The sequence below is a fragment of the Kitasatospora sp. NPDC048715 genome, assembly GCF_043198905.1.
Taxonomy (GTDB): domain Bacteria; phylum Actinomycetota; class Actinomycetes; order Streptomycetales; family Streptomycetaceae; genus Kitasatospora; species Kitasatospora lactacystinica.
In genome coordinates this window covers 352755-375863 of the sequence record NZ_JBICVH010000002.1, presented here as the reverse complement: position 1 = coordinate 375863, position 23109 = coordinate 352755, and the positions used below count along the sequence as shown (strand labels likewise).

Here is a 23109-nt window from a genome sequence, read left to right as displayed (position 1 = left end):
CACCCCCCGCTACGGTCCTCCCCATGAACACCGAATCCGCCACCCGCTACGAGCCGTTGCCCGGACGGGTCGGCCACGTCGCCGCCGTCGAGTCGCTCACGCTCGACGGGCGCCGCCACTTCTTCGGCTTCGACCACCGCAGCGACCTGGTCGTCTCGCCCCTCATCGAGGACCCGGACGCCATGGCCGCGTTCGCCGCCGCCCACCTGCGCCAGACCGACGGCCCGCACGATCCGGCCTACTGGGCGGTGCTGGTCGCCGACGCCGTCGACGGCTCCGACCTGGTCGGCGACAACGCCGACCGGACGTTCACCACCGACGGCCTGCGCACCGGGCTCCCCGAGCCGGGCGGCCATCTGCTCTACCTCCTCGACGCCGCCACCGACCTCGACGTGGAGACCGGCCTGCCCGCCGACGTCGACCGGGCCTGCGGGCGCCTGGGCCACGCCGGACCGCAGGACGACGACTTCGCCGACACCGTCGACCACTGCCTGGAGACCGTCATCGCCCACGGTCCGCTCCACCGTCCCGACGAGTGGACGGTCGTCCGCGGTCATCTCACCGCCGCGATCGCCGCCCTCCCCGGTAACTGGGGCCTGCTGTTCGGCCCCCTCGCCGAGGGCCTGGCCCGCACCGACGACTGAGCCACTGCCCCGGGGTGGCCGCCCGCACACCGCCCCGCCGCGGGAGCCGGTCCTCCGGGGTACGGCCTCCTTGAGTCTCCTCGGGTGATCTCAGGGCGCGGGTTCCGCATCGGCCGGTCGGTTGCTCGCATAGTCGGACCGTCATACCCGCCGATGACCGGACGGTCCGACGATGCGATTTCCGCGCCGAGAAGTTCTCACCGCCGCCACCGCCCTGCTGCTCGCCCTCACGGGGTGCGGGGCACCGCAGGCCCGGCAGACCGCGCCGTCGCCGCTGCGCGATCCCGGCTCCGCGGCCACGCCGACCCCGTCGGGGCCACGGGCGTTCACCCTGGTCGCGACCGGGGACGTCCTGCCGCACACCGAGATCATCCGGCAGGCCGCGGAGGACGCCGGGGGCAACGGCTACGACTTCACCCCGATGCTCGCCGGCGTCAAGCCGGTCATCAGTGCCGCCGATCTGGCCATCTGCCACATGGAGACGGTGTACGGCCCCGACGGTGGGCCCTTCACCGGCTACCCGTCGTTCAAGTCGCCCCCGCAGATCGCCCGGGCGCTCAAGGACGCCGGATACAGCTCTTGCGACACCGCCTCCAACCACACGCTCGACGACGGACCCGCCGGCATCCGGCGCACGCTCGACGCCATGGACGCCGTCGGCCTCAAGCACACGGGCTCCGCCCGCGGCGCCGACGAGGCGGGCAGCCCCGCGCTGCTCACGGCAGGCGGCGCCACGGTGGCCCAGCTCGCCTACACCTACGGCACCAACGGCATCACGCTGCCGCAGGGGCAGCCCTGGGCGGTCAACCTCATCGACCGGGAGCGGATCCTCACCGACGCCAGGACCGTCCGGGAGCGGGGGGCGGACATCGTGGTGGTCAGCCTCCACTGGGGCACCGAGTGGCAGGACGCCCCGAACGACCAGCAGCTCGCACTCGCCCGCGACCTGGCCGCCGAGCGGAGCCCAGGCCGGCCCGACATCGATCTGATCCTCGGCACCCACGCCCACATCCCGCAGGCGTACGAGAAGATCGGCGACACCTGGACGGTCTACGGCCTGGGCGACCAGCTCGCCGGACACATGTTCAACCACACCGGCGCGGAGGACCCGCGCGGGAACTGGAGCTCGATCGCCCGGTTCACCTTCTCGCCGCCGACCCGGCCCGGGCAGCGGTGGGCCGTCACCAAGGCCGAGTTCGTCCCGCAGCTGACGGACCTCGGCCCGCCCTACCGGGTCCTCGACCTGACCGAGGCCGTCCACCGCACTCCTGGCCGCGGCGACTACGCCCGGGCCCTGGAGCACATCCGGACGGTCGTGCTGAGCCGCGGCGGCGCCTCGGCAGGGCTGACCACGGCCCCCTGAGCGGACCGGCACCCGAACGGTCCTGCGTGCACGGACGGCACCCGAGCCACCCTGCACCCACGGACGGCACCGCAGCCGTCCGACGCGCACCACTCCCGGTGTCACGCCAACAGCGCCTCGAACCGGTACTCGGGCGCGGTCAGGGGCTGCTCGGACCAGATGACCTTGCCCCGGGCCGTGTACCTGGTGCCCCACCGCTCGGCCAGCTGCGCCACCAGGAACAGGCCCCGGCCGCCCTCGTCCGTGGTGGCGGCGTAGCGCAGGTGGGGGGCGGTGCTGCTGCCGTCGGAGACCTCGCAGACCAGGCTGCTGTCCTTCAGCAGCCGCACCCGGATCGGCTCGGCGCCGTAGCGGATGGCGTTGGTGATCAGCTCGCTGAGGATCAGCTCGGCCGTGAAGGTCAGCTCCTCCAGTCCCCAGGCCGTCAGCCGCTCGACGCACTCGTTGCGGACGCGGGACACGGCGGCGAAGTCGAACGGCACGTCCCAGACGGCCACGCGGTCGGGATCGAGCAGCCGGGTGCGCGCGACGAGGAGGGCGATGTCGTCGCTGCGCCGCGGTGGGACCAGCGCGTCGAACACGGCCCGGCAGGTGTCCTCCGGGGACCGGTGGTCCTGGGCGCCGGTCAGCGACCGGCGCAGCTCGTCGAGCCCGGTGCCGAGGTCCCGGTCGCGGTTCTCCACCAGCCCGTCGGTGTAGAGGACGAGCGCGGTTCCGGGTTCCAGCCGCAGCTCGGTGGTCTCGAAGGGCAGTCCGCCCACGCCGAGCGGCGGGCCGGCCGGCAGGTCGGCGAACTCGACACTGCCGTCGGGGTGGACCAGCGCGGGCGGGGGGTGCCCCGCCCGCGCCATGCTGCACTGGCCGGAGACCGGATCGTAGATCGCGTACAGGCAGGTCGCCCCGGTGACGGGCGCGTTCTTGCCCTCCTCCGCCGTCCCGGCCTCCTCGTCCTGGTCGAGTCGGGTGACCAGCTCGTCGAGGCGGGCGATCAGTTCGTCCGGGGGCAGGTCGAGGGCGGAGAAGTTGAGCACGGCGGTGCGCAGCCGGCCCATGGTGGCGGCGGCGTGCAGGCCGTGGCCGACGACGTCGCCGACGACCAGGGCCACCCGGAAGCCGGGCAGCGGGATGACGTCGAACCAGTCCCCGCCGACCCCGCGCAGCGCGGGCAGGTAGCGGTAGGCCACCTCCATGGCGCTCTGCTCGGGCAGCCCCCGGGGCAGCAGGCTGCGCTGCAGCGTCTCGGCCATCCTGTGCTCACGGGTGTAGCGGCGGGCGTTGTCCACGCAGATCGCCGTGCGGGCCACCAGTTCCTCGACGACGGAGAGGTCCTCGTCGTCGAACGGCGCGGATTCACCGGCCCGCCAGAAGTTGACCGTGCCCAGGGTCAGGCCGCGCGCCCGCAGCGGCGAGGTGATCAGCGAGTGCGTCCCGTACCGGAGCACCGGGTCGGCGGCCTCCGGGGCGCCCGCCCCCCGGGCCCGCTCATGGCGCAGGTCGTCGGCCAGCGCGGCGGGCCCGGTCTTCAGGACGGTCTCGTGCGGGGCACCGGGGAGCGGGCTGAGCTCCGTGCCCACGGGCATGAACGGCCAGTCCTCGCCGCGGCCGCCGGTGGCCGCGCGGTGGAGTCGCGGGCCGTGCTCGATGCCGAGGTCCGGGTACAGCTCCTCGCCGCGCAGCACGGGCTCGGCGAGGTCGACCGTCGTGAAGTCCGCGAACCGCGGAACGACCACGTCGGCCAGCTCCTGCGCGGTCCGTGTCACGTCCAGGGTGGTGCCCACGCGCAGCCCCGCGTCGTAGAGCAGCTGCAGCCGGGCCCGGGCCGCCTCGGCCTGCCCGGCCAGTGCCCGCAGGTCGGTGGTGTCCCGGACGGTCGCGACGCTGCCGGACCCGCCGCCGAACGGTGCGGTGGGGCGGTTGTTGACGGCGAGCAGCCGGTCCCCGGCCCGGTGCACCTCGTCGGTCGCGGTGCGCCCGGAGGCCAGCAGCCCGGCCAGTCCTGGGTCGAGCCCGAGTTCGTCGACCGACCGCCCTTCCACCCGGGGCGGCAGCTCCAGCAGTCGCCGGGCCTCGTCGTTCGCCAGCAGGACCCGCCCGTCCCCGCCGACGATCAGCACGCCCTCGCGGACCGCGTGCAGCACCGCGTCGTGGTGCTCGTACATCCGCGTCATCTCGGCCGGGCCCAGGCCGTGCGTCTGGCGCCGCAGCCGCCGCCGCACCAGCAGCGCCCCGCCCATGCCGACCGCGAGCGCGACCGCCGCGCCGCCGAACAGCAGCGGCAGCTGCCGGGTCACCGCCGTGCCCACGTGCGCGACGGTGATTCCGACCCCGACCGCTCCGGCGACCGAGCCGTCCGGCCGGGTGACCGGCGCTCCGGACTCCACCACCCGCCCGACGGGCGTCTGGAAGCTGTCGGTGGTCGGCCCCATGAGGGAGCGCGCGAACGGGCCGATCACGTGCTTCCCGACCAGGTCGGGGGTCTGGGCCGTGTAGCGGATCCCCTCCGGGTTGGCGAACACGACGTAGTCGAAGCCGCCCTGCATCACGATCTTGTCGGCCAGCGGCTGCAGCACCGCGGTCGGATCGGGCCCGTCCATCGCGCTCACCACACCGGGAGCCTGCGCCAGGGCGACGGCCGCGGCACGGGTACGGCCCGCGGCCACGCCCGTGGCGTAGCTCCGGGCCTGCAGGACGAGCGTCGTCAGCGCGGCTCCGACCAGCAGCGCCACCACGACCAGCAGACACACGAACACCTGGCCGGCGACGCTGCGCACCCGCAGCCGCGAGCGCAGACCGCCCCGGGGCGGCCGCTCCTGCCCGGGTCCGCCCGGGTCCGTACCCGCGGCGTCATGGCCGTCCGCTGCGCGCATCGGCCCGGATCAGCTTTCGGCGCGGTCGTTCATACGGGTCTCCCGTCGTCCGACGGCTGAGAGGAGTTCCGAGGCAGTGGCACCATCCTCGGCCGGACGCCGCCTCGGCCTTCAGCCTAGTACCGGGCCCTCGGCCGTGCCTCCACAGCCGCCGGGGCCCAGGGCCGCACGGGCGGCGCGGGGCCCGGCTGCCGCCTGCGGTCGTCCGAACCCGCCGGGGAGCGGGCAGGCGCCTCCCGGGTCCACCGGGACGGGCCGTCCTGCTCCTCGTGCCCCGACCGGGCCGGACGGACGCGGCCCCGGGCGGATGCCTGTCGACGGCTGTCGGGCCGGGCCGGTGCCGGATCGACGGCGGGAGGCTTCCACCTCTCCTCTCCCGCCCCCTGGAAGCATGGCCGACGCCCTGTCAAACTGCCTGCCTCACAGCCTACTTGGAGAGGAACGAGCCATGACGAACGGCGACGCGCACAGACCGCCGGCGCACCGGCTACGGGCACTGCTCAGCCTGCTGGTCCTGGCCGCGGCCGCGCTGCTGGCCGGCCCGGTGCCGTCCGCCGCGGCGGCGGGCGGCGAGGCGGAGGCGTACTACATCGGGGACGACGGGGGCCTGTGGAGCTACCAGTACTCGGACACCGCCGGCAGCTGGAGCACGGCCGCACGGCGCGGGCCGGCCGCGCTCGCCCCGCCGGGCGCGCGGGTGGCGGCGGTGCGGACCCCCGGCCATCGGCCCGCGGTCTACTTCACCGCGACGGACGGCTCGCTGTACGAGTACTGCGCGGACAACCCGGGCTCGGCGCCGTTCTCGATCAGCGGTCCGGCCACGGCCGAGCCCGGCGGGCGGATCACCGCCACGTGGGCGGGCACCCGGCTGACCCTTTTCACCGGTACCTGGACGGGCGCCACGGCGGCGGCACCGGCGGTCCCGCAGTTCACCGACGCGTGCCTCCCGATGACCGTGGACTGGCGCCAGCTCCCCGCCCCCGCCCTTCCGTCCTCGGAGGCGGCCTCCCTCGCCGTCACCGGCCGCGCCGGGATCTTCACGGTCGGCGACAGCGGCGGGGTGACCGTCGGCTGGACGTCGCAGGCCACCGGCGGGCTGACCAGCTACACCATCGCCCCGGCGGGCAGCGCCCGACCGGGCGGCGGCATCGCGGTGGCCCCCGGCACCACCTCCGGCACCGTGTCGGTGTTCTTCGCCGGCCGTGACGGACGGCTCAACCTGGCGACGGTCGGCGCGGGGGCCGGGCGCATCGGCTCGCTCCAGGCGAACACCACCGCTCCGACGGGCAGCGTCCCGGACGGCGCCGTCGTCTCGGCGGCCAGGAACGCGGCCGGCACCGCCGTCGGCTACGTCGCCGCCGACGGCTCCATCACCCTCGCCCACCTGTCCTCCGCGGGCCTGTGGCAGAGCACCGAGGCGATCAGCGCCACCGGCTTCTCCAACCCCGGCAGCTCGGTGGCCGTCTCGGACGTCGACGGCTACCCGGCCTGCGGCACCAACGGCCCCCGGGTCGTCCACTTCGGCCCCGTCCGCGGCCCGTCCCCCGATCCGTGGGTCGCGGCCGGCCTGAACGCGACCGTCGGCGCCGCCATGACCTTCGTGTAGGCGCGACACGACAGATCCGACGAGTCGGGCCGGTTCGGCGCGAGGGGCCCGGCTGTGCGGGGATGTGTGCTGCGGTGTGCGGACGTCCTCGGGCGCACCGCGGGGCGCCCGAGGGTGCCGGGGGTGCCGGGGGTGCCGGGGGTGCCGGGGGTGCCGGCGGCTGAGCGTCGGCACCCCCTGGCGGTGCCCCGTGGCGGCGGCGTCCGCGGGGCTCAGCCCCGGCTCGCCCGGGCGTGCCGGATGCCGGTGAGCGCGGTCGGGGCGCCGCCGAGCCACCAGGTGGGGTCGGCGCTGCCGTCGGTGGTGCGGCCGTCGCGGTGGACGTAGTGGCGCACGTCCCGTCCGGGGTCGGCGAACTCGCCGCCGAGGGCCCGCTGCAGCCACTCCGCCCCGAACCGGAAGACCTCGGCCGCCACTCCCCCGAGCGGGTGGAACTCGTCCTCGTAGACCCGCAGTTCCTTCGGCGCCCGGACCCGCTCGAAGCTCTCCAGCGCCTGGCCGAGGTCGGTGAGCTCGTCGAACTCGCCGATCCCGTACAGCACCGGGCAGGTGATGTCGGCCACCAGGTCGCCCAGCGGCATCCGCCGGGCCAGGTCGCGGTCGAAGGCCTCCTCGTCGGTGTACCCGGCCATGAACATGTAGTTGTTCTTGAAGGTCGGCTGAGCGCGCTCGAAGATCGTCGCGAACTCCCCGGTGACGGCCTCGAAGGCGGCGAGCGCGGCCAGCCGACGGTCGGTGGCGGCGGCCCGGGATCCCCAGTAGCCGCTCATCGAGATGCCGAACATGCCGATCCGCTCGGCGTCGACCTCCGGGAGCGCGGCCAGGTGGTCGAGGTAACGGCCGATCGCCCGCTCGTAGTTGCCGAGGTCGACGGTCAGCCCGCCGGCGCGGCTCTCGCCCTGGCCCGGCCCCTCGATGGACAGCGCGACCAGGCCGCGCGAGGTGTAGTAGCGCTCGGCCGCCCAGATGTAGTCCTCCTTGATCATGTCCATCCCGGGGCCGAGGATGACGGCCGGCGCGTTCTCGACCGGTCCGGCCGGCAGGTGCAGCAGGGCGAAGATCCGCGAGCCCTCGAAGTCCAGTTCCACCCGCCGCACCCGGCCGTCGCGCAGCGCGCCCAGGCGCTCCACGCAGTGATCGGCGCGTCGGCGCATGGCCGTCTTGCGCGGGTCGGCCGCGTCGAAGATCGAGTACTGCGCCCGGCCCCACATCACCGCCGCCCGCAGGTAGAGGTCGGCGGCGGTCTGCGCGAACCCGCCGCGCTCGTGGTGGGCGGCGCGCTCCTCGGCCTGGCCGGCCACCGTCGCCCACGCCTTGGGCAGCATCGCGCCGCTCCTGACCAGCGCGAAGACCTTGGCGAAGTCGGTGTGGTCGTGGCCCAGCTGCTCCATGGTCCCGACGGCCTCGGGGTGCAGCGCGTCGAAGCCGCCCTGGGCGAGGGCGGTGTCCAGGGCCCAGGTCTGGCCGGTGGAACGGATGGTCATGGGTGTCCTCCTGGGGATCCGCTCAGCATTTGGCTAAGCACTTAATGAATAAGTACTTAGCTATTAAGTACTGAGGCTAGGCTGCTGTCAACCCGCCGAGGAGGACCGACCATGGCCGAGACGCCACCCACCGACGACCGCGCCCGGGCACTCGACCGCCTGGCCCGCGCCGCCTACCGGCTCAGCGCCGCCGACGCCCGGCTGCGCGGACGCGCCACCCGCACCCCGGGCGCGCTCTCCCTCACCCACGCCCGGGCCCTGCGCACCCTGGCCGAACAGGGGCCCCTCACCATCAGCGGGCTCGCCGCCGCCACCGAGACCACCGGCGCCGCCACCACCCAGCTGGTCAACGGCCTGGTCACGGCCGGCTACGTCACCCGCACCCGCCAGCCCGAGGACAAGCGCTCCGTCCTGGTCGCCCTCACCGACACCGGCCGGGACCGGCACGACCAGCGCCAGAACGCGCTGGCCGAGGCCCTGCACACCGATCTGGACGACTACGACGACGACGCCCTCGACCGGGCCGCCGAGGTGCTGCAGCGACTGTCCGCCGTCTACGACCGGCTGTGAGACCGCCGGCCGGTCCGAAAGCCGCACCCGGGACGTCCGGCTCCCCTTGCCGTCACCGACTTTGACGATTCATCGGAAATCCGCACGGATACCGTTGGGATCTCAGTGCCGAACCGACGACCCTGGCCGCCGCCGGCGCCGCCCGGCCGGTGGAGGCGATCATGGCCGACACCTTGGGCGCCGGGTCCTGCCGGCGCTCACCGCCGACCCGGCCACTGTGTTCGACGCCGTGCGCGGCACGGGCCCGGTCCTCGCCGTGGACCAGTTCGAGGAGGTCGTCACCTCGGCGCCGACGAGGCCGAACGGGTGGCCCCGTCTGCCGTCATCGACGGTGACGCGCCGGGAAGGGTGCGGGTTCGCTGTCGGCGGAGACGGGGGCGCCCCGCACACGGATTCCGTGCGGGGCGCCCGCTCGTGTGCAAGGGGTCAGGCGAGGCGGATGCGCTCCGCCTGCGGGCCCTTCGGGCCCTGCACGACGTCGAAGGTCACCTTCTGACCCTCCTGGAGTTCACGGAAGCCCTGAGCGTCGATGTTCGAGTAGTGGGCGAACACGTCGGGGCCGCCGCCGTCCTGCTCGATGAAGCCGAAGCCCTTCTCGGCGTTGAACCACTTCACGGTGCCGGTGGCCATGCTCTTCTCCTTCGTGGGGACTGATCGGGTCCCACGGGTGCGGGCCCGGAGATGATCGCCTTGGTCCGGAGAGGCATTGAGCAATGAGAACGCCCACGGCGGGTAACCGCGGGCGAGAACTTCGGAACCACGACTGCTTGATCAAAACGTTACACCGCAGAACATCCCGCGGCCAGGAAGTCCAACCGCGGGCGAAGCGGCGTGGTTGTCGCACCCGCAGGCGATGAGGTCGGCGTCGACCCGCCGGACGCCACCCACCGGGGCGGGGCTCCCTACTCGAAGAGATGCGGGAGGCCCGGAACCGGCAGACCCTTGGAGGAGATCCGACCTCCGAGGAGAGCGATGACCGGTGCCAGTGCCTCACGGGAACCGAGCGTCATGGTGCACATGTCGATCTCCGGTGCGCCAGCGGTGGCGAACGTCGTCGCCGACACGGTGGGGCAGTCGTTCGGGCTTATCGCCGTCCCTGGTCCTGGCTCCGCGGGGGACTATGTCTCCCTCGCCGATCAGGTGGTCCACACCCGCTGGCAGGTGGACACGTCGGCGCCGATCGCGGAGACCCCCGCCCGACCGGTTGCCCACGCAGATGCCGGTTCCGGCCCGGTGAAGGTGGAGCTCGGTGGCAGAGCCGACGCCGTGGCCAAGGTCGCGGCGCTGATCCGCGCCCGTTTCCGCACCGGACCCCCGGCGGGATTCTCCCAGGCGTTCGAAGTGTGGCCGGGGAGTCCACCGGACGCCACAGACCGGCCATGACCGAAGCGGCATGCGTGGCCGTACTCAGGTCACGGCCGACGGACACCGTCCTCGCATGCCGGGTCGGCGGGGGGACGGACGGACACGGCCGCGCACTCCTCGGATCTGTCGGCCCACCGACCGCCGGTGGTCGGCCGACCTCGTCGTCACCCCTCGGCCGGAGCCTGCTCAGGGCCCAACAGGCCGCATTCCACTGTCGGTCAGGCAGAGGTTGCCGAACAACATCCACCAGCTCCCGGGCCGGACCGGCCGTCGGCCTCCCGCGGGCCGTCCACCGACCCGCCACGGCCACCCGGCCGCCCGACCGCCCGGTCCCGTCAGGGCGTCTGGACCGAGGCGCCCAGCCGGTAGTCGTGCGCGGTGAACGCGGCGGCGACCGCGAAGCGGTCCGCCCGGACGAGCGTCTGCCGCCACTCGATCGGACGCCCGTCGGTGTCGCGGCCGAGCCGGTCGATCGCCAGCAGCGCGGTGGTCGCGGGGCAGTCGAGCAGGATGCGCTCCCCCCGGCCGGGGACCACCGCGCGGATGCGTTCCCAGCCGCCGCGGATGCTGCGGCCGCAGTGGCGTTCGAGCTCGTCGTAGAGCGAGGTGTGGGTGAAGTCGACGTCCAGCAGCGGGTGGGCCACGTCCGCGGGGAGCCAGATCCGGTCGACGGCCAGCGGTTCCTCGTCCGCCAGGCGGACACGTTCGAGGTAGACCAGCGGCGTGGACTCCTCCAGTCCCAGGCGGGCCGCGATGACGCCGTCGGCGCGCCGGTCGAGCGCGCGCACGACGCTGCGCTGGACGGCACCGACCTCCTCGACCGAGCGGAACAGGCTGTACGCCTCACCGATGTCCTGCTCCAGGGGGCGGCTCGCGGTGAACCGCGAGGCCTTGCCGCGCTGAGCGGTGACGAGGCCCTCCTCACGGAGCTTGCGCAGGGCCTCGCGGACCGTGTGCCGGCTGACCCGGTACTCGGCGACGAGGTCGTGCTCGCCGGGGAAGACGTCGTGGAACTCGCCCTCGTCGAGCCGGCGCAGCAGGTCGGCGCGCAGCTGCGCCCAGAGCGGACTGCCCGCGGCCCGGGCGAGGGGCCGGGGGCCGGGGCCGGGACCGGGCGCGGAGGTCACGGCGCCCTCCTGGGAGTCAGGGGTCGGGTGGGTGGTGCGGGACACGAGGTGAATGTACGTACCTTCGGGGGTACAGCACAAAATCGGTGCCTGCCTGGCACCGACGGGCACCGCCGGGTGGCGACCGGCGGAAGGCGACCGCCGTCCGGACCCGAGGTGTCCGGGCAGCGGTCGCCGCGCTCACGCGGAGGCCGTCAGGCGAAGGAGCCGATCAGCATGAAGGCCGCCACCGCGAGCAGGACGACGGCGAAGGCCCGCTGCAGGGCCGCGCCGGAGAGCTTGGCCGCCAGTCGCTTGCCGTCCCAGGCGCCGAGGACCGCGGCGCCCACGAACGGCCCGAAGACCGCCGGGTCGACGGAGATGTCCGTGACCGTCAGGCGGGTGCCGAGGGAGACCACCGAGTTGACGACGATGACCACCAGGCTGGTACCGACGGCCTTGCGCATCGGCAGCCGGAGCACCGACACCAGCGCGGGCACCGCGAGGAAGCCGCCGCCGACTCCCAGCAGGCCGGTCACCGCCCCGAGGCCCGCGCCGGCCGCGACCGTGCCCAGGTGCCCGTCCCGGCCGGCCGGTCTCGCGGACGGAGCGGCGCCGCCGCCGTCCCCGGCCTCCCCGCCTTCCGCGGCCGCCCCGGCCGGCACGCGCCGCGCGCTTCGGGCGCCGCGCAGCATCACCGCGGCGGCCAGCGCGGCCAGGACGGCGAACGCGGAGGTCAGCACCGGCTGCGGGATGCGGTGGGCGAGCACGGACGCCCCGATGGCGGGGAGCACGCCGGCCGCGGCGAACAGTGCGCCGGTGCGCCACTGGACGGTGCCGCTGCCCGCGTGGCGGGTCAGCGCGGTGACGGAGGTGGCGGTGACGATGACCAGGCTGGTGGTCCCGGCGTCGGAGGGCGACAGGCCCAGCAGGTACACCAGGGCCGGGACCGCGAGCACTCCCCCGCCGCCGCCCAGCGCGCCGAGGGCCACGCCGACCACGGCTCCACAGAGCAGAGCGGTGATCAGGACGCTCACGCCGTGACGCCGTCCGCGGCCTGGCCGGCGGGGCGCACGACCTCGCCGTTCCAGGCGGCGAAGCCGCCGCGCAGGTCGACGGCCTCGAAGCCGCGGGCGCGCAGCACGGACGCGGCCACCGAGGAGCGGTTGCCGCCCGCGCAGATGACGGTCAGCGGCTGATCGGTCGGCAGTTCGCCCAGGCGGGCGAGCAGTTCGGGCAGCGGGAGGAGCCGGGCGCCGGGGAGGGTGCCCTTGTCCTGCGTCTCGCCCGGGCCGCGTACGTCCAGCAGCGTGAAGTCGGCCTCGCCCTCGACGAGTTGACCGTCGGTGGAGCGGGCGAGGGAGCGGGCGAGGTCGTCGGCGTCCACGCGCGCGACCGAGGTCAGGTGCGCGGCGTCGATCGCCTCGACGGCGGTGCCCAGGGCGCCCAGGACGCGGTCGAAGCCGATCCGGGCGAGGCGGGTCCGGGCCTCGGTCGCCGTGTCCGGGTCGCCGCACAGGACGACGGCGTCCTGGGCGTCGAGCACCTGGCCGGCGAGTTCGGCGAACCGGCCGCCGAGGGGGATGTTGACCGCGCCGTGCAGGTGGGCGGCGGCGAACGCCTCCGGATCCCGGGTGTCCAGCACGGTGGCGCCGCCCGCCCGGGCCTGGAGGAACGCCTCCGGGGTGAGCGGCGGGACGGGGGTGTCCTCGTCCAGGACCGGACGGGCCTGGCGGTTGCGCACCGAGGTGAACGCGAAGTAGGCGGGCGCGGCGGGCTGGCCGGCGGTCACCACGGCGACGAACTCGTCCTCGGTCATGTCGGCCAGGGCGTAGTTGCCGCGGCGCTGGTTGCCGATCGTGCAGCTCAGCTCGGTGGAGAGGTTCTTGCCGCAGGCCGAGCCGGCGCCGTGCGCCGGGTAGACGCGCGTGTCGTCGGGGAGGGTCAGCAGGGCCCGGGTGGAGCGGTACAGCAGGCGGGCCATCTCCTCGGCGGACCGCCCGCGCGAGCTGAGCAGGTCGGGGCGGCCGACGTCGCCGATGAACAGCGTGTCGCCGGTGAGCACACCGAACGGGACGGCGTCACCGGCGTGTTCGCGCACGAGGACGCAGATCGATTCGGGGGTGTGGCCCGGGGTGTGCAGGATCTCCAGGTCGACCTCGCCGAGGCCGATCCGCTCGCCGTCGCCCAGGGGGTCGGTGTCGAAGTCCAGCGCGGCGGCGGAGCCGTAGGAGATGCGCGCGCCGGTGCGCTCGGCGAGTTCCAGGTGGCCGGAGAGGAAGTCCGCGTGGATGTGGGTCTCGATGACCCGCTCGATGGTCAGTCCGTGCTGTTCGGCGGCGGCGAGGTACTCGCGGACGTCGCGCTGGGGGTCGACCACGACGGCCCGGCCGGTGGTGCGGTCACCGACGAGGTACGAGGCGTGGGAGAGGCAGTCGAGGTAGAACTGCACGAAGACCAGTTGTCCGGCGGGCGTCGTCATCCGGGGCTCCTGAGGGTGGAGGGTGGCTGCGCCCCGCGGCCTTGGGGGCGGGGCGTGGGTACGGGCGGGCGTGGGTACGGGCGGATGCGGGTACGGGCGGGATGTCGCCCGGCAGCACGCCGTGGGCGCGCGAAGGGCCGCGCCGGCGGGAGGCCCGAGTGGTGGGCCGTACGGGAGATCCGGGGCGCGCGGGCGCCCGGGGGTGCGTGACCGCGAGGGTCAGGCAAGCCCGCGGAGCATGAGGTTCCAGTAGAGGAACGGCAGCCCGCGCCGCTTGAGGTACCACATGTCGGTGCGCTCGCGGACGGTGTTGATCACCGGGATCGACGGGGCGGGCCGCCCGCTGTAGTCGAACTCGGCGAGCAGCATCTTGTTGCGGGCGGTGGTCAGCGGGCAGGAGGCGTAGCCGTCGTACGCGGCCTCGGGCTCGCGGCCGTCGAGGGTGGCGAGGAGGTTCTCGACGAGCACCGGGGCCTGCTTGCGCACCGCGGCGCCGGTCTTGGAGTTCGGGGAGGATCCGGCGTCACCGAGCGCCCACACGTTGGGGTAACGGACGTGCCGCATGGTGTACTTGTCGATCTCGACGTAGCCGGCCGGGTCGTCGGCACCGGCGAGCGGGCCGCGCTTGATCCAGTCCGGGGCGCTCTGCGGCGGCACCAGGTGGGCGACGTCGTACGGCAGGGTCGTCCTGCCCCCGGTCCCCAGATCGGTGACGACCACCTCGCGGGCCTCCGGGCGCACCTCGGTGACCTCGCTCCCGTAGTGGACCTTGATGCCGTAGCGGCGGACCACGCCTTCGAGGACGCGGGCGAACTCCGGGACGCCGAAGATGGCGGTGCCGGGGATCACCAGGTGGACGTCGATCCTGCCGAGCACGCCCTCCCTGCGCCAGTGGTCGGCGGCCAGGTAGGCGATCTTCTGCGGGGCGCCGCCGCACTTGATGGCTCCCGCGGGCATGCTGAACACCGCGCTGCCGGAGCGGGTCCCGCGGATGAAGCGCCAGGTCGCGGGGGCGTGCTGCGGCAGGTAGTTGCTGGACAGTCCGTCCTGGCCGAGCCCGGCTTCCAGGCCCGGTATCCGGTCCCAGTCCAGTTGGATGCCGGGGCAGACCACGAGGTGGTCGTAGGAGACCGTGCCGCCGTCGTCCAGCGCCACCTCCCGGGCCTCGGGGTCGACGGCGACCGCGGCGCGGCGTATCCACTGCACGCCCTTCGGCATGACGGACGCCTGGGGCCGGATGCTCTCCGCCAGCGGCGCCCGGCCTCCGCCGACCAGCGTCCACAGCGGCTGGTAGTAGTGATGACCGCTCGGATCGAGCACCGCGACGTCCCGCTGGCCGGCGCGGCGCAGCCGGGCCGCGACCGAGATCCCCGCGGTCCCGCCGCCGATGATCACGATCCGGTGATGCCTGGTTATCAAGTGGACCCTCCCTGGCGAAATGTACGGACATTAAGCTAGGTCGGACCCGCCACGGACCGCAAGCCATTGTCCGTACATTTGCCTCCGGGGCACGGCGCCGCCCTGATCGACCGCCCCGGGCGGCGTCCGGCCGACGTGCCGAACGGGACTTGCACGGATTCCCCGACACCCGGCAGCGCGTGATGAAACGATGAACGGGCCATGGTCAGGCCCGACTTGGAGGTCGTCGTTGCCGGGTGACAAGCGGAGCGTCCAGGAGGGAGCCGTGCCCACCGCACGCATCACCCCCGGCGACTTCCCCACCAGCCCGCTCGCCCTGCGCTTCGCCGACCCCGCCGGACAGGCCCCGGCCCGCGCCTTCGCCACCGGGCAGGCGGCCGCCGCCACCGAAGCGGCCGGCCTGCTGGCCCGGATGTGGGAGACCGCCGGGGACCGGCCCGCCCGGGTCGCCGCGCTGGCCACCGTCCACGCGCGGCTGGTCGACTGGCGCTACCGCCTCGCCGTCACGATGGGCCCGCCTCCCGGCATCGCCGGCACCGCCTTCAACCCGGAGCGCTTCCGCACCCCGATCCGGGAGGGCGACACCAACTACGACCGCCTCGGCGAGGTCGGCCGTCTGCGCGAGGGCGCTCGATGGGACCGGACCACCCGCACCTACACCGGCGGCCGCGCGACCCCGGCCTGGGAGGCCATGCTCCGCTACGGCCGTCTCGCCGAGCGGCGCTTCGCCGCCGAGGGCGTCACGGGCGACATCCTCCAGAACCGGGTGCTCCTGCCGGACGGACGGCGGATCGCCGGCAACCGCCTCCTGCGGGGAGACGCCGCCCGCCGCACCGACGCCGAACTCGTCGCCCGGTACGCGGCCCGCGGCCTGGACACCTCCTGGATCGAGAGCGGCGGCACGCCGATCTACACCGCCACCCCCGCGCCCCGGGACGGCGCCGTCCTGCACGCCGCCGCCCTGGACCTCCTGGCCCGCCCCCGCCTCACCACCGAGGACTACCTGCTGGCCCGCTACCTGCTCTTCCAGGCCCCGCGGACCAAGAAGGGGAGCGACGCCGTGACCAGGACGTTCATCGTCGCGGTCGGCGCCGTCGCCCTCCCCGGCACCGCACCCGCCCTGCCCGAGGACATCGACCTGCGCAGCTACGTCCTCGGCCGGCCCCGCTTCCGCCCGTAGCCGGGCAGCGCCCGCACGGCTCGCCGACCGCCCCGGTCGGCCCCCGCCCGAACTCGCCCCGGCCCGACCTGCCCCCGGAGCCGAGCTGCCCCAGGACCCGAGCTGCCCCCGGGCCCCAGGATAATGATCTTGTTTGTCGGGCGGGGCCGAGCGAGGACGGGCGGCATGCGGATCAAGGTTCTGGGGCCTCTCCAGGTCGTACGGGGAGAGGACGGGCGCACCGTCGAGGTCGGCGGGGCGCGGCTGCGGCTGCTGCTGGTCCGGCTGGCCCTCGACCCCGGGCGGGTGGTCACCCGCGAGCGGCTGGTCGACGACCTCTGGGGGGACACGCCACCGGATGAGCCGGCCGGCGCCGTGCAGTCCCTGGTCTCCCGGCTCCGCCGGGCGCTGGGGGCGGACCGGACGGTGATCGGCTCGCATCCCGCCGGGTACCTGCTCGACCTGCCCCGGGCGAGCGTGGACGCCTGGGACTTCGAGCAGCGCGTGACGGCCGGGCGGGCGGCGCTGGCGGCGGGCGGGTTCGCCGAGGCGGCCACCGTGCTGGGCGAGGCGGTGAAGCTGTGGCGCGGGGCACCGTTCACGGAGGCCGAGGGCGCCGGATTCGCCGCCGCACCGGCGGCCCGGCTGGCCGAACTGCGGCTGTCGGCGGCCGAGGACCACGCGGACGCGGTCCTCGCGCTCGGCGCGGCCGACCGCGTGCCGGGACTGGTCGCGGAGCTCACCGAACTCTGCGCGGCCAACCCGCTGCGCGAGCGGGCCGCGGCCCGTCTGATGCGCGCGCTGGAGACGAACGGGCAGCAGGCCGCGGCGCTGGAGGTGTTCGAACGCACCCGGCGGGCGCTGGCCGGGGAACTGGGCGCCGACCCGTCCGCCGAACTGCGGGACGTCCACCTGCGGGTGCTGTCCGGCGCCGAGCCGCCGAGGTCAGGACCTGCCCCGGCGCCCGTGGGCAGTCCGGCCGGACGCGCCGCGCTGCCCACCTGGCTGACCGGCCTGGTCGGCCGCGACGACGCGGTGACGGCGATCCGGGAGCGGCTCGGCCGGTCGCGCCTGGTGACGCTCACCGGGCCGGGCGGCGTCGGCAAGACCCGGCTGGCGGTCGCGGTCGCGGCCGCTGCGCCTGTCGGAACCGACGTACGGCTGGCGGAACTGGCCGATGTCAGCATCCCCGACGTCAACGCCCCCGACGTCGGCACCCCCGACGCGGTGGCCCGGGCCGTCCTGACGGCGGTCCGTCCGCCGCAGGACTCCGGGGTGCCGGCGGACGGACCGCCCGTCGGCACCCCGGCCGGCGATCCGGTCGACCGCATCGTCCGCGCGTTGGAGGGCCGCGAGACCCTGCTCGTCCTGGACAACTGCGAACACGTGGTCGAGGCCGCGGCCCGGCTGGCCCACCGACTGCTGACCGCCGTGCCGGGCCTCACCGTGCTGGCCACCAGCCGGGAACCGCTCGGGCTGACCGGCGAGACCCTCTGGCCGGTACCCCCGCTCGCCGTACCCCCGCCGGCCACCACCGCGGAGGAGGCGCTCGCCCACCCCGCCGTCGCCCTGTTCGCCGAACGGGCCGCCGCGGCGGCCCCGGACTTCACCCTCGACCGGAACACCGTCGAGCCCGTCGTCCGGATCTGCCGGGAACTGGACGGCCTTCCGCTCGCCCTGGAGCTGGCGGCGGCACGACTGCGCTCCCTCGGCCCCGGGCACCTCGCGGCGCGGCTGCACGACCGGCTCCGGCTGCTGGACCGGGGCCCCCGCACCGCCCCCGGCCGGCATCGCACGCTGCGCGCCGTCATCGGCTGGAGCTGGGACCTGCTCGACGAGGACGAACGCGTCCTGCTGCGGCGGCTGTCGGTGTTCGCCGGCGGGGCGCTCCTGTCCGACGCCCACCGAGTCTGCTCCGGCCGTTGGCCGGGCGGTCCGGCACCGGACGTGGTGGCCGTGGAGGACCTGCTGGCGTCCCTGGTCGAGAAATCCCTGGTGGTGGCCACCGGCCGGGGCGGCGGGCCGCTGCGGTTCCGGCTGCTGGAGACCGTTCGCGAGTACGCCGCCGAACAGCTCGTCGCGGCCGGGGAGGCGGACCGGACCGGCGCCGAGCACCTGGGCCGCTACCTCGCCCTCGCCGAGACCGCCGAACCCCGGTTGCGCACGGACGACCAGCTGAACCGGCTGGCCCGGCTGGACGCCGAGCACCTCAACCTGGACGCGGCGCTGCGCCGGGCGGTCGCCGTCGGCCCGCCGGAGCACGCGCTGCGGTTGGCGGCCGCCCGGGTCTGGCCGTGGCTGATGCGCGGTCAGGGACACGAGGCCGGCGAGTGGACGACGGCCGTCCTCGCGGCTCACGGCCACACCCCGCCGCCCGGCCTGGAGCAGGCGCACGCGCTGTGCGTGATCCTCTCCGGGCTCACCGTGCCACTGCGGGATCCGGACGGGACGGCGGCCCCGGCCGAGGCGATGGGGCAGGCGCTGGTCACGGCGCTGGAGGCGGACCACCCGGTCGCGCTCGGGGCGGCGCTCCTGCTGGCCCTGGGCGGGCCGCCCGGGGCCACGAGCGCGGCGGCGGAGCGGTTCCTCGGGCATCCCGACGCCTGGGTCCGGGCCGGCGCCCATCTGGCGCTCGGCCGCGTCGAGCTGGGCGCCGGCCGGATCGCGGAGGCCGAGCACGGTCTGCGGACCGCGGTGGACGGCTTCCGGGCGCTCGGTGACCGCTGGGGCCTGGCGATGGCCCTGGTCACGCTGGCCGCGCTGCTGTCCGTCACCGGCGCGGCCGACGAGGCGCTGACCGCGCTCCTCCAGGCCCGCGACTGCGACGCCCGGATGGGCGGCGCCGGCGACGCCCCGCTGCCGCTGCTGCTGTCCGGCCGGCTAAGGACCCGGAACGGCGAGCCGGACGAGGCCCGGGCCGACCTGGAACGCGCGCTGGCCGCCGCCGTACGGGCGCGGGACCCGCACCTCCAGGCCGCGTCCCGCTACGCGCTCGGTGAACTCGCCAGAAGGACCGGCGACTTGACGGCGGCGCTGCGCGACCAGCAGGAGACGCTACGGAGGCTGGAGCGCCTCTCCCCGGCCGACGCCGCGGCTCCCACCCGGCGGCACCTGCTCGCCCTGCTGCACACCAGCCTGGGCCGCATCCGGCTTCGCCTCCGCACGCCCGAGCAGGCCGGCCCGCTGCACCGCCGGGCACTGGAGCTGGCCGCGGAGGGCGGTGACCGGCCGGTCCGCGCCGACGTGCTGGAGGGCTTCGCCGAGTACTGCCTGGCCCAGGGCGAGCCGACCCGGGGCGCGGCCGCACTGGGCGCGGCGTACGCGCTGCGCGGAGCCCATGACCCGGGCGACCCGGAGCTGCGCGCCGTCCTGGACGGCTGCGCCGAGGCGCTCGGTGAGGACGGCTTCCGCAGCGCCTGGGAACGCGGCCGGGCGCTGTCGCGACCGGAGTCGCTGGCCCGGGAGGCAGGCTGACGGTTCCGCCGGGACGGTCGGCGAGGGAGCGTCCGACGGTCCGCACGGCCCGCACGACCCGCACGACCCGCACGGCGGACAGGTCCGCACGGCCCCGCTGCCGGGGCTGGGCGGACCGGTCGGCTCAGCCCGCGAAGGGCTGCCGGTCGGATGCGCAGACCGTCCCGCGCGCCGGGAGCACGCCGTCGATCAGGTAGCGCGTCTCGTACCGGGCCGCGCAGCCGCTGGGGTTGGCCAGGACCGTGTGGCCGTAGCCGTCGACGGTCAGCAGTTCGGCGCGGGCGAGCGACCGGGCCATGGCGCGGGACCCCTCGTACGGCATGCCCGGGTCCCCGGTGGCGGCGACGACCAGGATCGGCCGGGCGGTCGGGTGGTTCCACGGGCCGTCGTAGCGGTCGCGGTCCCGGACGGGCCAGTCGGCGCAGCGCTCCGCGGCCCACGCGAAGTACGGGCCGACCTCGCCGGAACGGGATCGGGCGAGTGCCGCCTGGGCCGGGTAGTCGGCACCGGCCGGCGGGTTGGCACTGTCCGAGCACATCACCGCGAGCGCCTGGTCGGGGGACGCGTGGGAGACGGGCGGCAGCGGCGCGGCGGGTGCCTCGGTGGCGGTCCACAGGGCCTGGAGCGTGCCGCCGAGCCGGGACCAGCCCGTGCCGGGCAGGCCGGGGACGGGGTTCGCCGCGTAGAGCGAGAGGACCGTCGTCTCCAGGGCCGAACCGGCGGTGAAGGTCGTGCCGGAGACGGCGACCGGCCGGGTCCGCAGCCGCTGGAGCAGCTCGGCGAACCGGTCACGCGTGGCGGTGGCCGTCCCGGCGGAGAAGGCGCACGCCTGCGGGCCGACCCGACCGCACCGGTCGAGGAAGGCGTCGAGGATCCGGCCGGCGGCCAGGTCGTCGCCGTTGCGCAGGAGGGTGCCCTCGGCCGCGGCCTGCCCGTTCCGGCCGGTGGACCAGGCCACCGGGTCCATGGCGCTGTCCAGGACCATGGCGCGGACCCGGCCGGGGAACAGGTTGGCGTAGGTGGCACCCAGGTAGCTGCCGTACGAGGTGCCCAGGTAGCTGAGCTGCCGGTCGCCGACCGCGCGGCGCAGCAGGTCCATGTCCCGGGCGACGTTCGCGGTGGAGACGTGGGACAGCAGGGCGGCGTCGCGGGCCCCGCACTGCCGCCCGAGGCGCCGGTAGGCATCGGTCCACGCCCGCTGCTGGACGGCGCCCTCGGGGTAGCCGGCCGCGGTGCCGGCCAGCAGGGCCTGCTCGTCCGCCGGGTTCTCGAAGCACTGGACGCCGGCGCTGCCGCCGGTGCCCCGCGGGTCGAAGCCGACGATGTCGAAGCGCGCGCGGACCTCCTCGGGGAAGAGGTCGAGCATCGCGGGCAGGGCCGCGGTGCCGGGCACGGCCGGGCCGCCGGGGTTGTAGAACAGCGAGCCGATCCGGTGGGCCGGGTCGCTCGCCGGGTGACGAATGACGGAGAGGTCCAGGCCCGCCCCGCGCGGGTCGTGGTGGTCGAGCGGGACGCGGGCGCTCGCGCACTCGAAGCCGTCCCCGCAGCTCGCCCAGTCGAGCCGCGGCACCGGCGCGGTGTCCGCGGCGGCGGCAGCGGGCGCGGGGGCCGTCGCGGCCAGCAGGGCGGCGGCCACCGCGCCCGCGCCCAGACGCCAGGCGGTCGCCACGCGGTGCCCCGCCGTGCGGGACGCCCTCGGCCGGCGGCGGCCCCCGACGGGGCCGGTGGGACGGGATGTGCGAGTCATGCGGGAGTCCTTTCGTCCGTGGCCGGGCGGTCGCGCGCTCCTCGGTCGCGGCGCTCCTCCCGACGCGTCCCACCGTTCCGCACCTCGCTGGCAGACCCCTGGCAGAGCGCTGGCAGCCACCCCGGCCGGCAGGCCTGCGGCTCACCCGTAGCGGGGGGCACGCCGGCGGGGGGCACGGCCGGCGGGCGGCCGCGCCCCGGCCCCGAGGGGGCGCGGCGCGCGGCGCGCAGTGGCGCGGATCACAGCCGGTCGGGCGGGGTCGGCGAAATGCGGGGGCCGCCGGGGTGGTTGGCACGGGCGACCGCTTCCGCCCCGGCGCACGCCATCGCTGCCGCTACCGCGAGGAATCCCATGACCGTCACCGAGAACCCGGCCTCCCGCGCGGCCGGGATCCTGTCCCGGCCCGTCACGATCAACGGGCTGACCGTGCCCAACCGCATCGCGATGGCGCCGATGACGCGCAGGTTCTCCCCCGGCGGCGTACCCGGCGAGGACGTGCGCTCGTACTACGCCCGCCGCGCCGCCGCCGGCGTGGGCCTGATCGTCACCGAGGGCACGTACGTCGGCCACGAGTCGGCCGGCCAGAGCGACGACATCCCGCGCTTCCACGGCGAGGAGCAGCTGGCCGGGTGGGCCCGCGTCGCCGAGGCCGTCCACGCGGCGGGCGGCACCATCGTGCCGCAGCTCTGGCACATCGGCATGGTGCGCAAGCAGGGCGACCCGCCGTTCGCCGACGCCCCCGCCGTCGGCCCGTCCGGGATCCGGCTGGACGGGACCGAGGGAACCGGTCGGGCGATGACCCGGGCCGACCTGGACGCCGTCATCGGCGCGTTCGCCGAGGCCGCCGCGGCCGCCGAGCGGATCGGCTTCGACGGCGTGGAACTGCACGGCGCTCACGGCTACCTGCTCGACCAGTTCCTGTGGGCGGGCACCAACCGCCGCACCGACGCCTACGGGGGCGACGCGGTCGCCCGGACGGCGTTCACGGCCGAGCTCGTCGCCGCGGTGCGCGAGGCCGTCTCCCCGGAGTTCCCGGTGATCTTCCGCTACTCGCAGTGGAAGTCGGAGAACTACGAGGCCCGTCTCGCCGAGACGCCCCAGGAGCTGGAGGCGATCCTCGCCCCGCTCGCCGCGGCCGGCGTCGACGCCTTCCACGCCTCGACCCGCCGCTACTGGGTCCCCGAGTTCGAGGACTCGGACCTCAACCTCGCCGGCTGGACCAGGAAGCTCACCGGCCGCCCCGCCATCACCGTCGGCTCGGTCGGCCTCGACGGCGACTTCGTCCGCGCGTTCGCGGGCGAGGGCTCCCCGGTCCGGGGCATCGACAACCTGCTCGACCGGCTGGAGCGCGACGAGTTCGACCTGGTCGCCGTCGGCCGCGCCCTGCTCCAGGACCCGCAGTGGGCCGCCAAGGTCCTCTCCGGCCGCTTCGACGACCTGCGCCCCTACGACGCCGCCGCGATCCGCACCCTGAGCTGACCACCGCGCCCGAGGGCCCGGCCGCACCGCGCGTGCGGCCGGGTCCGGCGGGCCGGGCGAGGCCCGACCCCGGGCCCCACTGCTCCGCTGCTCCACTGCTGCACAACCCGACTGCCCCGCAGTCGAGTTGGCAGGCCTGCCCTCGCGTCGGCCTGCCTCCGCCGCGCCCCCGCGCCACGCCCCCGGGCCACGCCCCCGGGCAAACGGGCCCCACCCTACCCGGACGTGCCGTCGCCCGTCGGGGAACCGGGGAGGATGCGTCAAGGTCCCGGCAACGGGACCCCGGCCCGGCGCGTCGCCCCCGCCGATCGGCTAGCGTGGGACGCTCCCCGACCGACACCCCT

At 75.4% G+C, this 23109-nt stretch carries 16 protein-coding genes; 8 read left to right on the top strand and 8 right to left on the bottom strand.

The window, feature by feature from the left end; genetic code table 11:
• Positions 1 to 23 precede the first annotated feature (23 nt).
• Positions 24 to 644, top strand: a complete 621-nt coding sequence (locus tag ACGFSC_RS05460) for a hypothetical protein (RefSeq protein WP_359909713.1) — start codon at positions 24 to 26, stop codon at positions 642 to 644.
• Positions 645 to 816: 172 nt separating this feature from the next.
• A complete protein-coding gene (locus ACGFSC_RS05455; protein WP_359909716.1) occupies positions 817 to 2007 on the top strand; it encodes a CapA family protein in 1191 nt (396 codons plus the stop codon).
• Positions 2008 to 2108: 101 nt separating this feature from the next.
• Here the strand turns inward: ACGFSC_RS05455 and ACGFSC_RS05450 are convergent, their stop codons facing one another.
• Positions 2109 to 4874 (bottom strand): SpoIIE family protein phosphatase, encoded by a 2766-nt coding sequence (locus ACGFSC_RS05450; protein WP_359909719.1) that lies wholly within the window; start codon positions 4872 to 4874, stop codon positions 2109 to 2111.
• A gap of 448 nt (positions 4875 to 5322) precedes the next feature.
• Here ACGFSC_RS05450 and ACGFSC_RS05445 point away from each other — a divergent pair, with 448 nt between their 5' ends.
• Positions 5323 to 6480 (top strand): hypothetical protein, encoded by a 1158-nt coding sequence (locus ACGFSC_RS05445; protein ID WP_359909722.1) that lies wholly within the window; start codon positions 5323 to 5325, stop codon positions 6478 to 6480.
• A 212-nt stretch (positions 6481 to 6692) separates the two neighbouring features.
• On the opposite strand, the gene ACGFSC_RS05440 is transcribed toward ACGFSC_RS05445, so the two are convergent.
• On the bottom strand, positions 6693 to 7964 hold the full coding sequence (locus ACGFSC_RS05440) for an alpha/beta hydrolase (protein WP_359909725.1): 1272 nt from the start codon (positions 7962 to 7964) through the stop codon (positions 6693 to 6695).
• 111 nt (positions 7965 to 8075) lie between these two features.
• On the opposite strand from ACGFSC_RS05440, the gene ACGFSC_RS05435 reads away from it, so the two are divergent.
• On the top strand, positions 8076 to 8534 hold the full coding sequence (locus ACGFSC_RS05435) for a MarR family transcriptional regulator (RefSeq protein WP_359909727.1): 459 nt from the start codon (positions 8076 to 8078) through the stop codon (positions 8532 to 8534).
• Between the two features lie 426 nt (positions 8535 to 8960).
• Here the strand turns inward: ACGFSC_RS05435 and ACGFSC_RS05430 are convergent, their stop codons facing one another.
• Positions 8961 to 9164 carry a cold-shock protein gene (locus ACGFSC_RS05430; protein WP_359909730.1) on the bottom strand — a complete coding sequence of 68 codons (204 nt, stop codon included), beginning with the start codon at positions 9162 to 9164 and terminating at the stop codon, positions 8961 to 8963.
• Positions 9165 to 9506: 342 nt separating this feature from the next.
• Here ACGFSC_RS05430 and ACGFSC_RS05425 point away from each other — a divergent pair, with 342 nt between their 5' ends.
• A complete protein-coding gene (locus ACGFSC_RS05425) occupies positions 9507 to 9917 on the top strand; it encodes a hypothetical protein (protein WP_359909733.1) in 411 nt (136 codons plus the stop codon).
• A 317-nt stretch (positions 9918 to 10234) separates the two neighbouring features.
• Here the strand turns inward: ACGFSC_RS05425 and ACGFSC_RS05420 are convergent, their stop codons facing one another.
• The 4 genes from ACGFSC_RS05420 to ACGFSC_RS05405 form a co-directional block, all read right to left on the bottom strand.
• Entirely contained in the window at positions 10235 to 11071 is an 837-nt protein-coding gene (locus tag ACGFSC_RS05420) for a GntR family transcriptional regulator (RefSeq protein ID WP_359909736.1), read from the bottom strand.
• Between the two features lie 149 nt (positions 11072 to 11220).
• The gene (locus ACGFSC_RS05415; protein WP_359909739.1) at positions 11221 to 12042 is read right to left on the bottom strand and encodes a sulfite exporter TauE/SafE family protein; all 822 of its coding nucleotides are present in this window, start codon (positions 12040 to 12042) and stop codon (positions 11221 to 11223) included.
• On the bottom strand, positions 12039 to 13487 hold the full coding sequence (locus tag ACGFSC_RS05410) for an MBL fold metallo-hydrolase (RefSeq protein WP_359909742.1): 1449 nt from the start codon (positions 13485 to 13487) through the stop codon (positions 12039 to 12041). Before ACGFSC_RS05410 ends, ACGFSC_RS05415 begins: the two co-directional genes overlap by 4 nt.
• A gap of 219 nt (positions 13488 to 13706) precedes the next feature.
• Positions 13707 to 14906 carry an FAD/NAD(P)-binding oxidoreductase gene (locus ACGFSC_RS05405; protein WP_359909745.1) on the bottom strand — a complete coding sequence of 400 codons (1200 nt, stop codon included), beginning with the start codon at positions 14904 to 14906 and terminating at the stop codon, positions 13707 to 13709.
• 265 nt (positions 14907 to 15171) lie between these two features.
• Here ACGFSC_RS05405 and ACGFSC_RS05400 point away from each other — a divergent pair, with 265 nt between their 5' ends.
• On the top strand, positions 15172 to 16086 hold the full coding sequence (locus tag ACGFSC_RS05400; protein ID WP_359909748.1) for a hypothetical protein: 915 nt from the start codon (positions 15172 to 15174) through the stop codon (positions 16084 to 16086).
• A gap of 165 nt (positions 16087 to 16251) precedes the next feature.
• The gene (locus tag ACGFSC_RS05395; protein WP_359909751.1) at positions 16252 to 19539 is read left to right on the top strand and encodes a BTAD domain-containing putative transcriptional regulator; all 3288 of its coding nucleotides are present in this window, start codon (positions 16252 to 16254) and stop codon (positions 19537 to 19539) included.
• Between the two features lie 124 nt (positions 19540 to 19663).
• On the opposite strand, the gene ACGFSC_RS05390 is transcribed toward ACGFSC_RS05395, so the two are convergent.
• The gene (locus ACGFSC_RS05390) at positions 19664 to 21208 is read right to left on the bottom strand and encodes an alpha/beta hydrolase (protein ID WP_359909754.1); all 1545 of its coding nucleotides are present in this window, start codon (positions 21206 to 21208) and stop codon (positions 19664 to 19666) included.
• Between the two features lie 429 nt (positions 21209 to 21637).
• Between ACGFSC_RS05390 and ACGFSC_RS05385 the strand changes: the two genes are divergently transcribed.
• Positions 21638 to 22765: an NADH:flavin oxidoreductase gene (locus ACGFSC_RS05385; protein ID WP_359909757.1), complete on the top strand. Its 1128-nt coding sequence runs from the start codon at positions 21638 to 21640 to the stop codon at positions 22763 to 22765.
• Positions 22766 to 23109 lie beyond the last annotated feature (344 nt).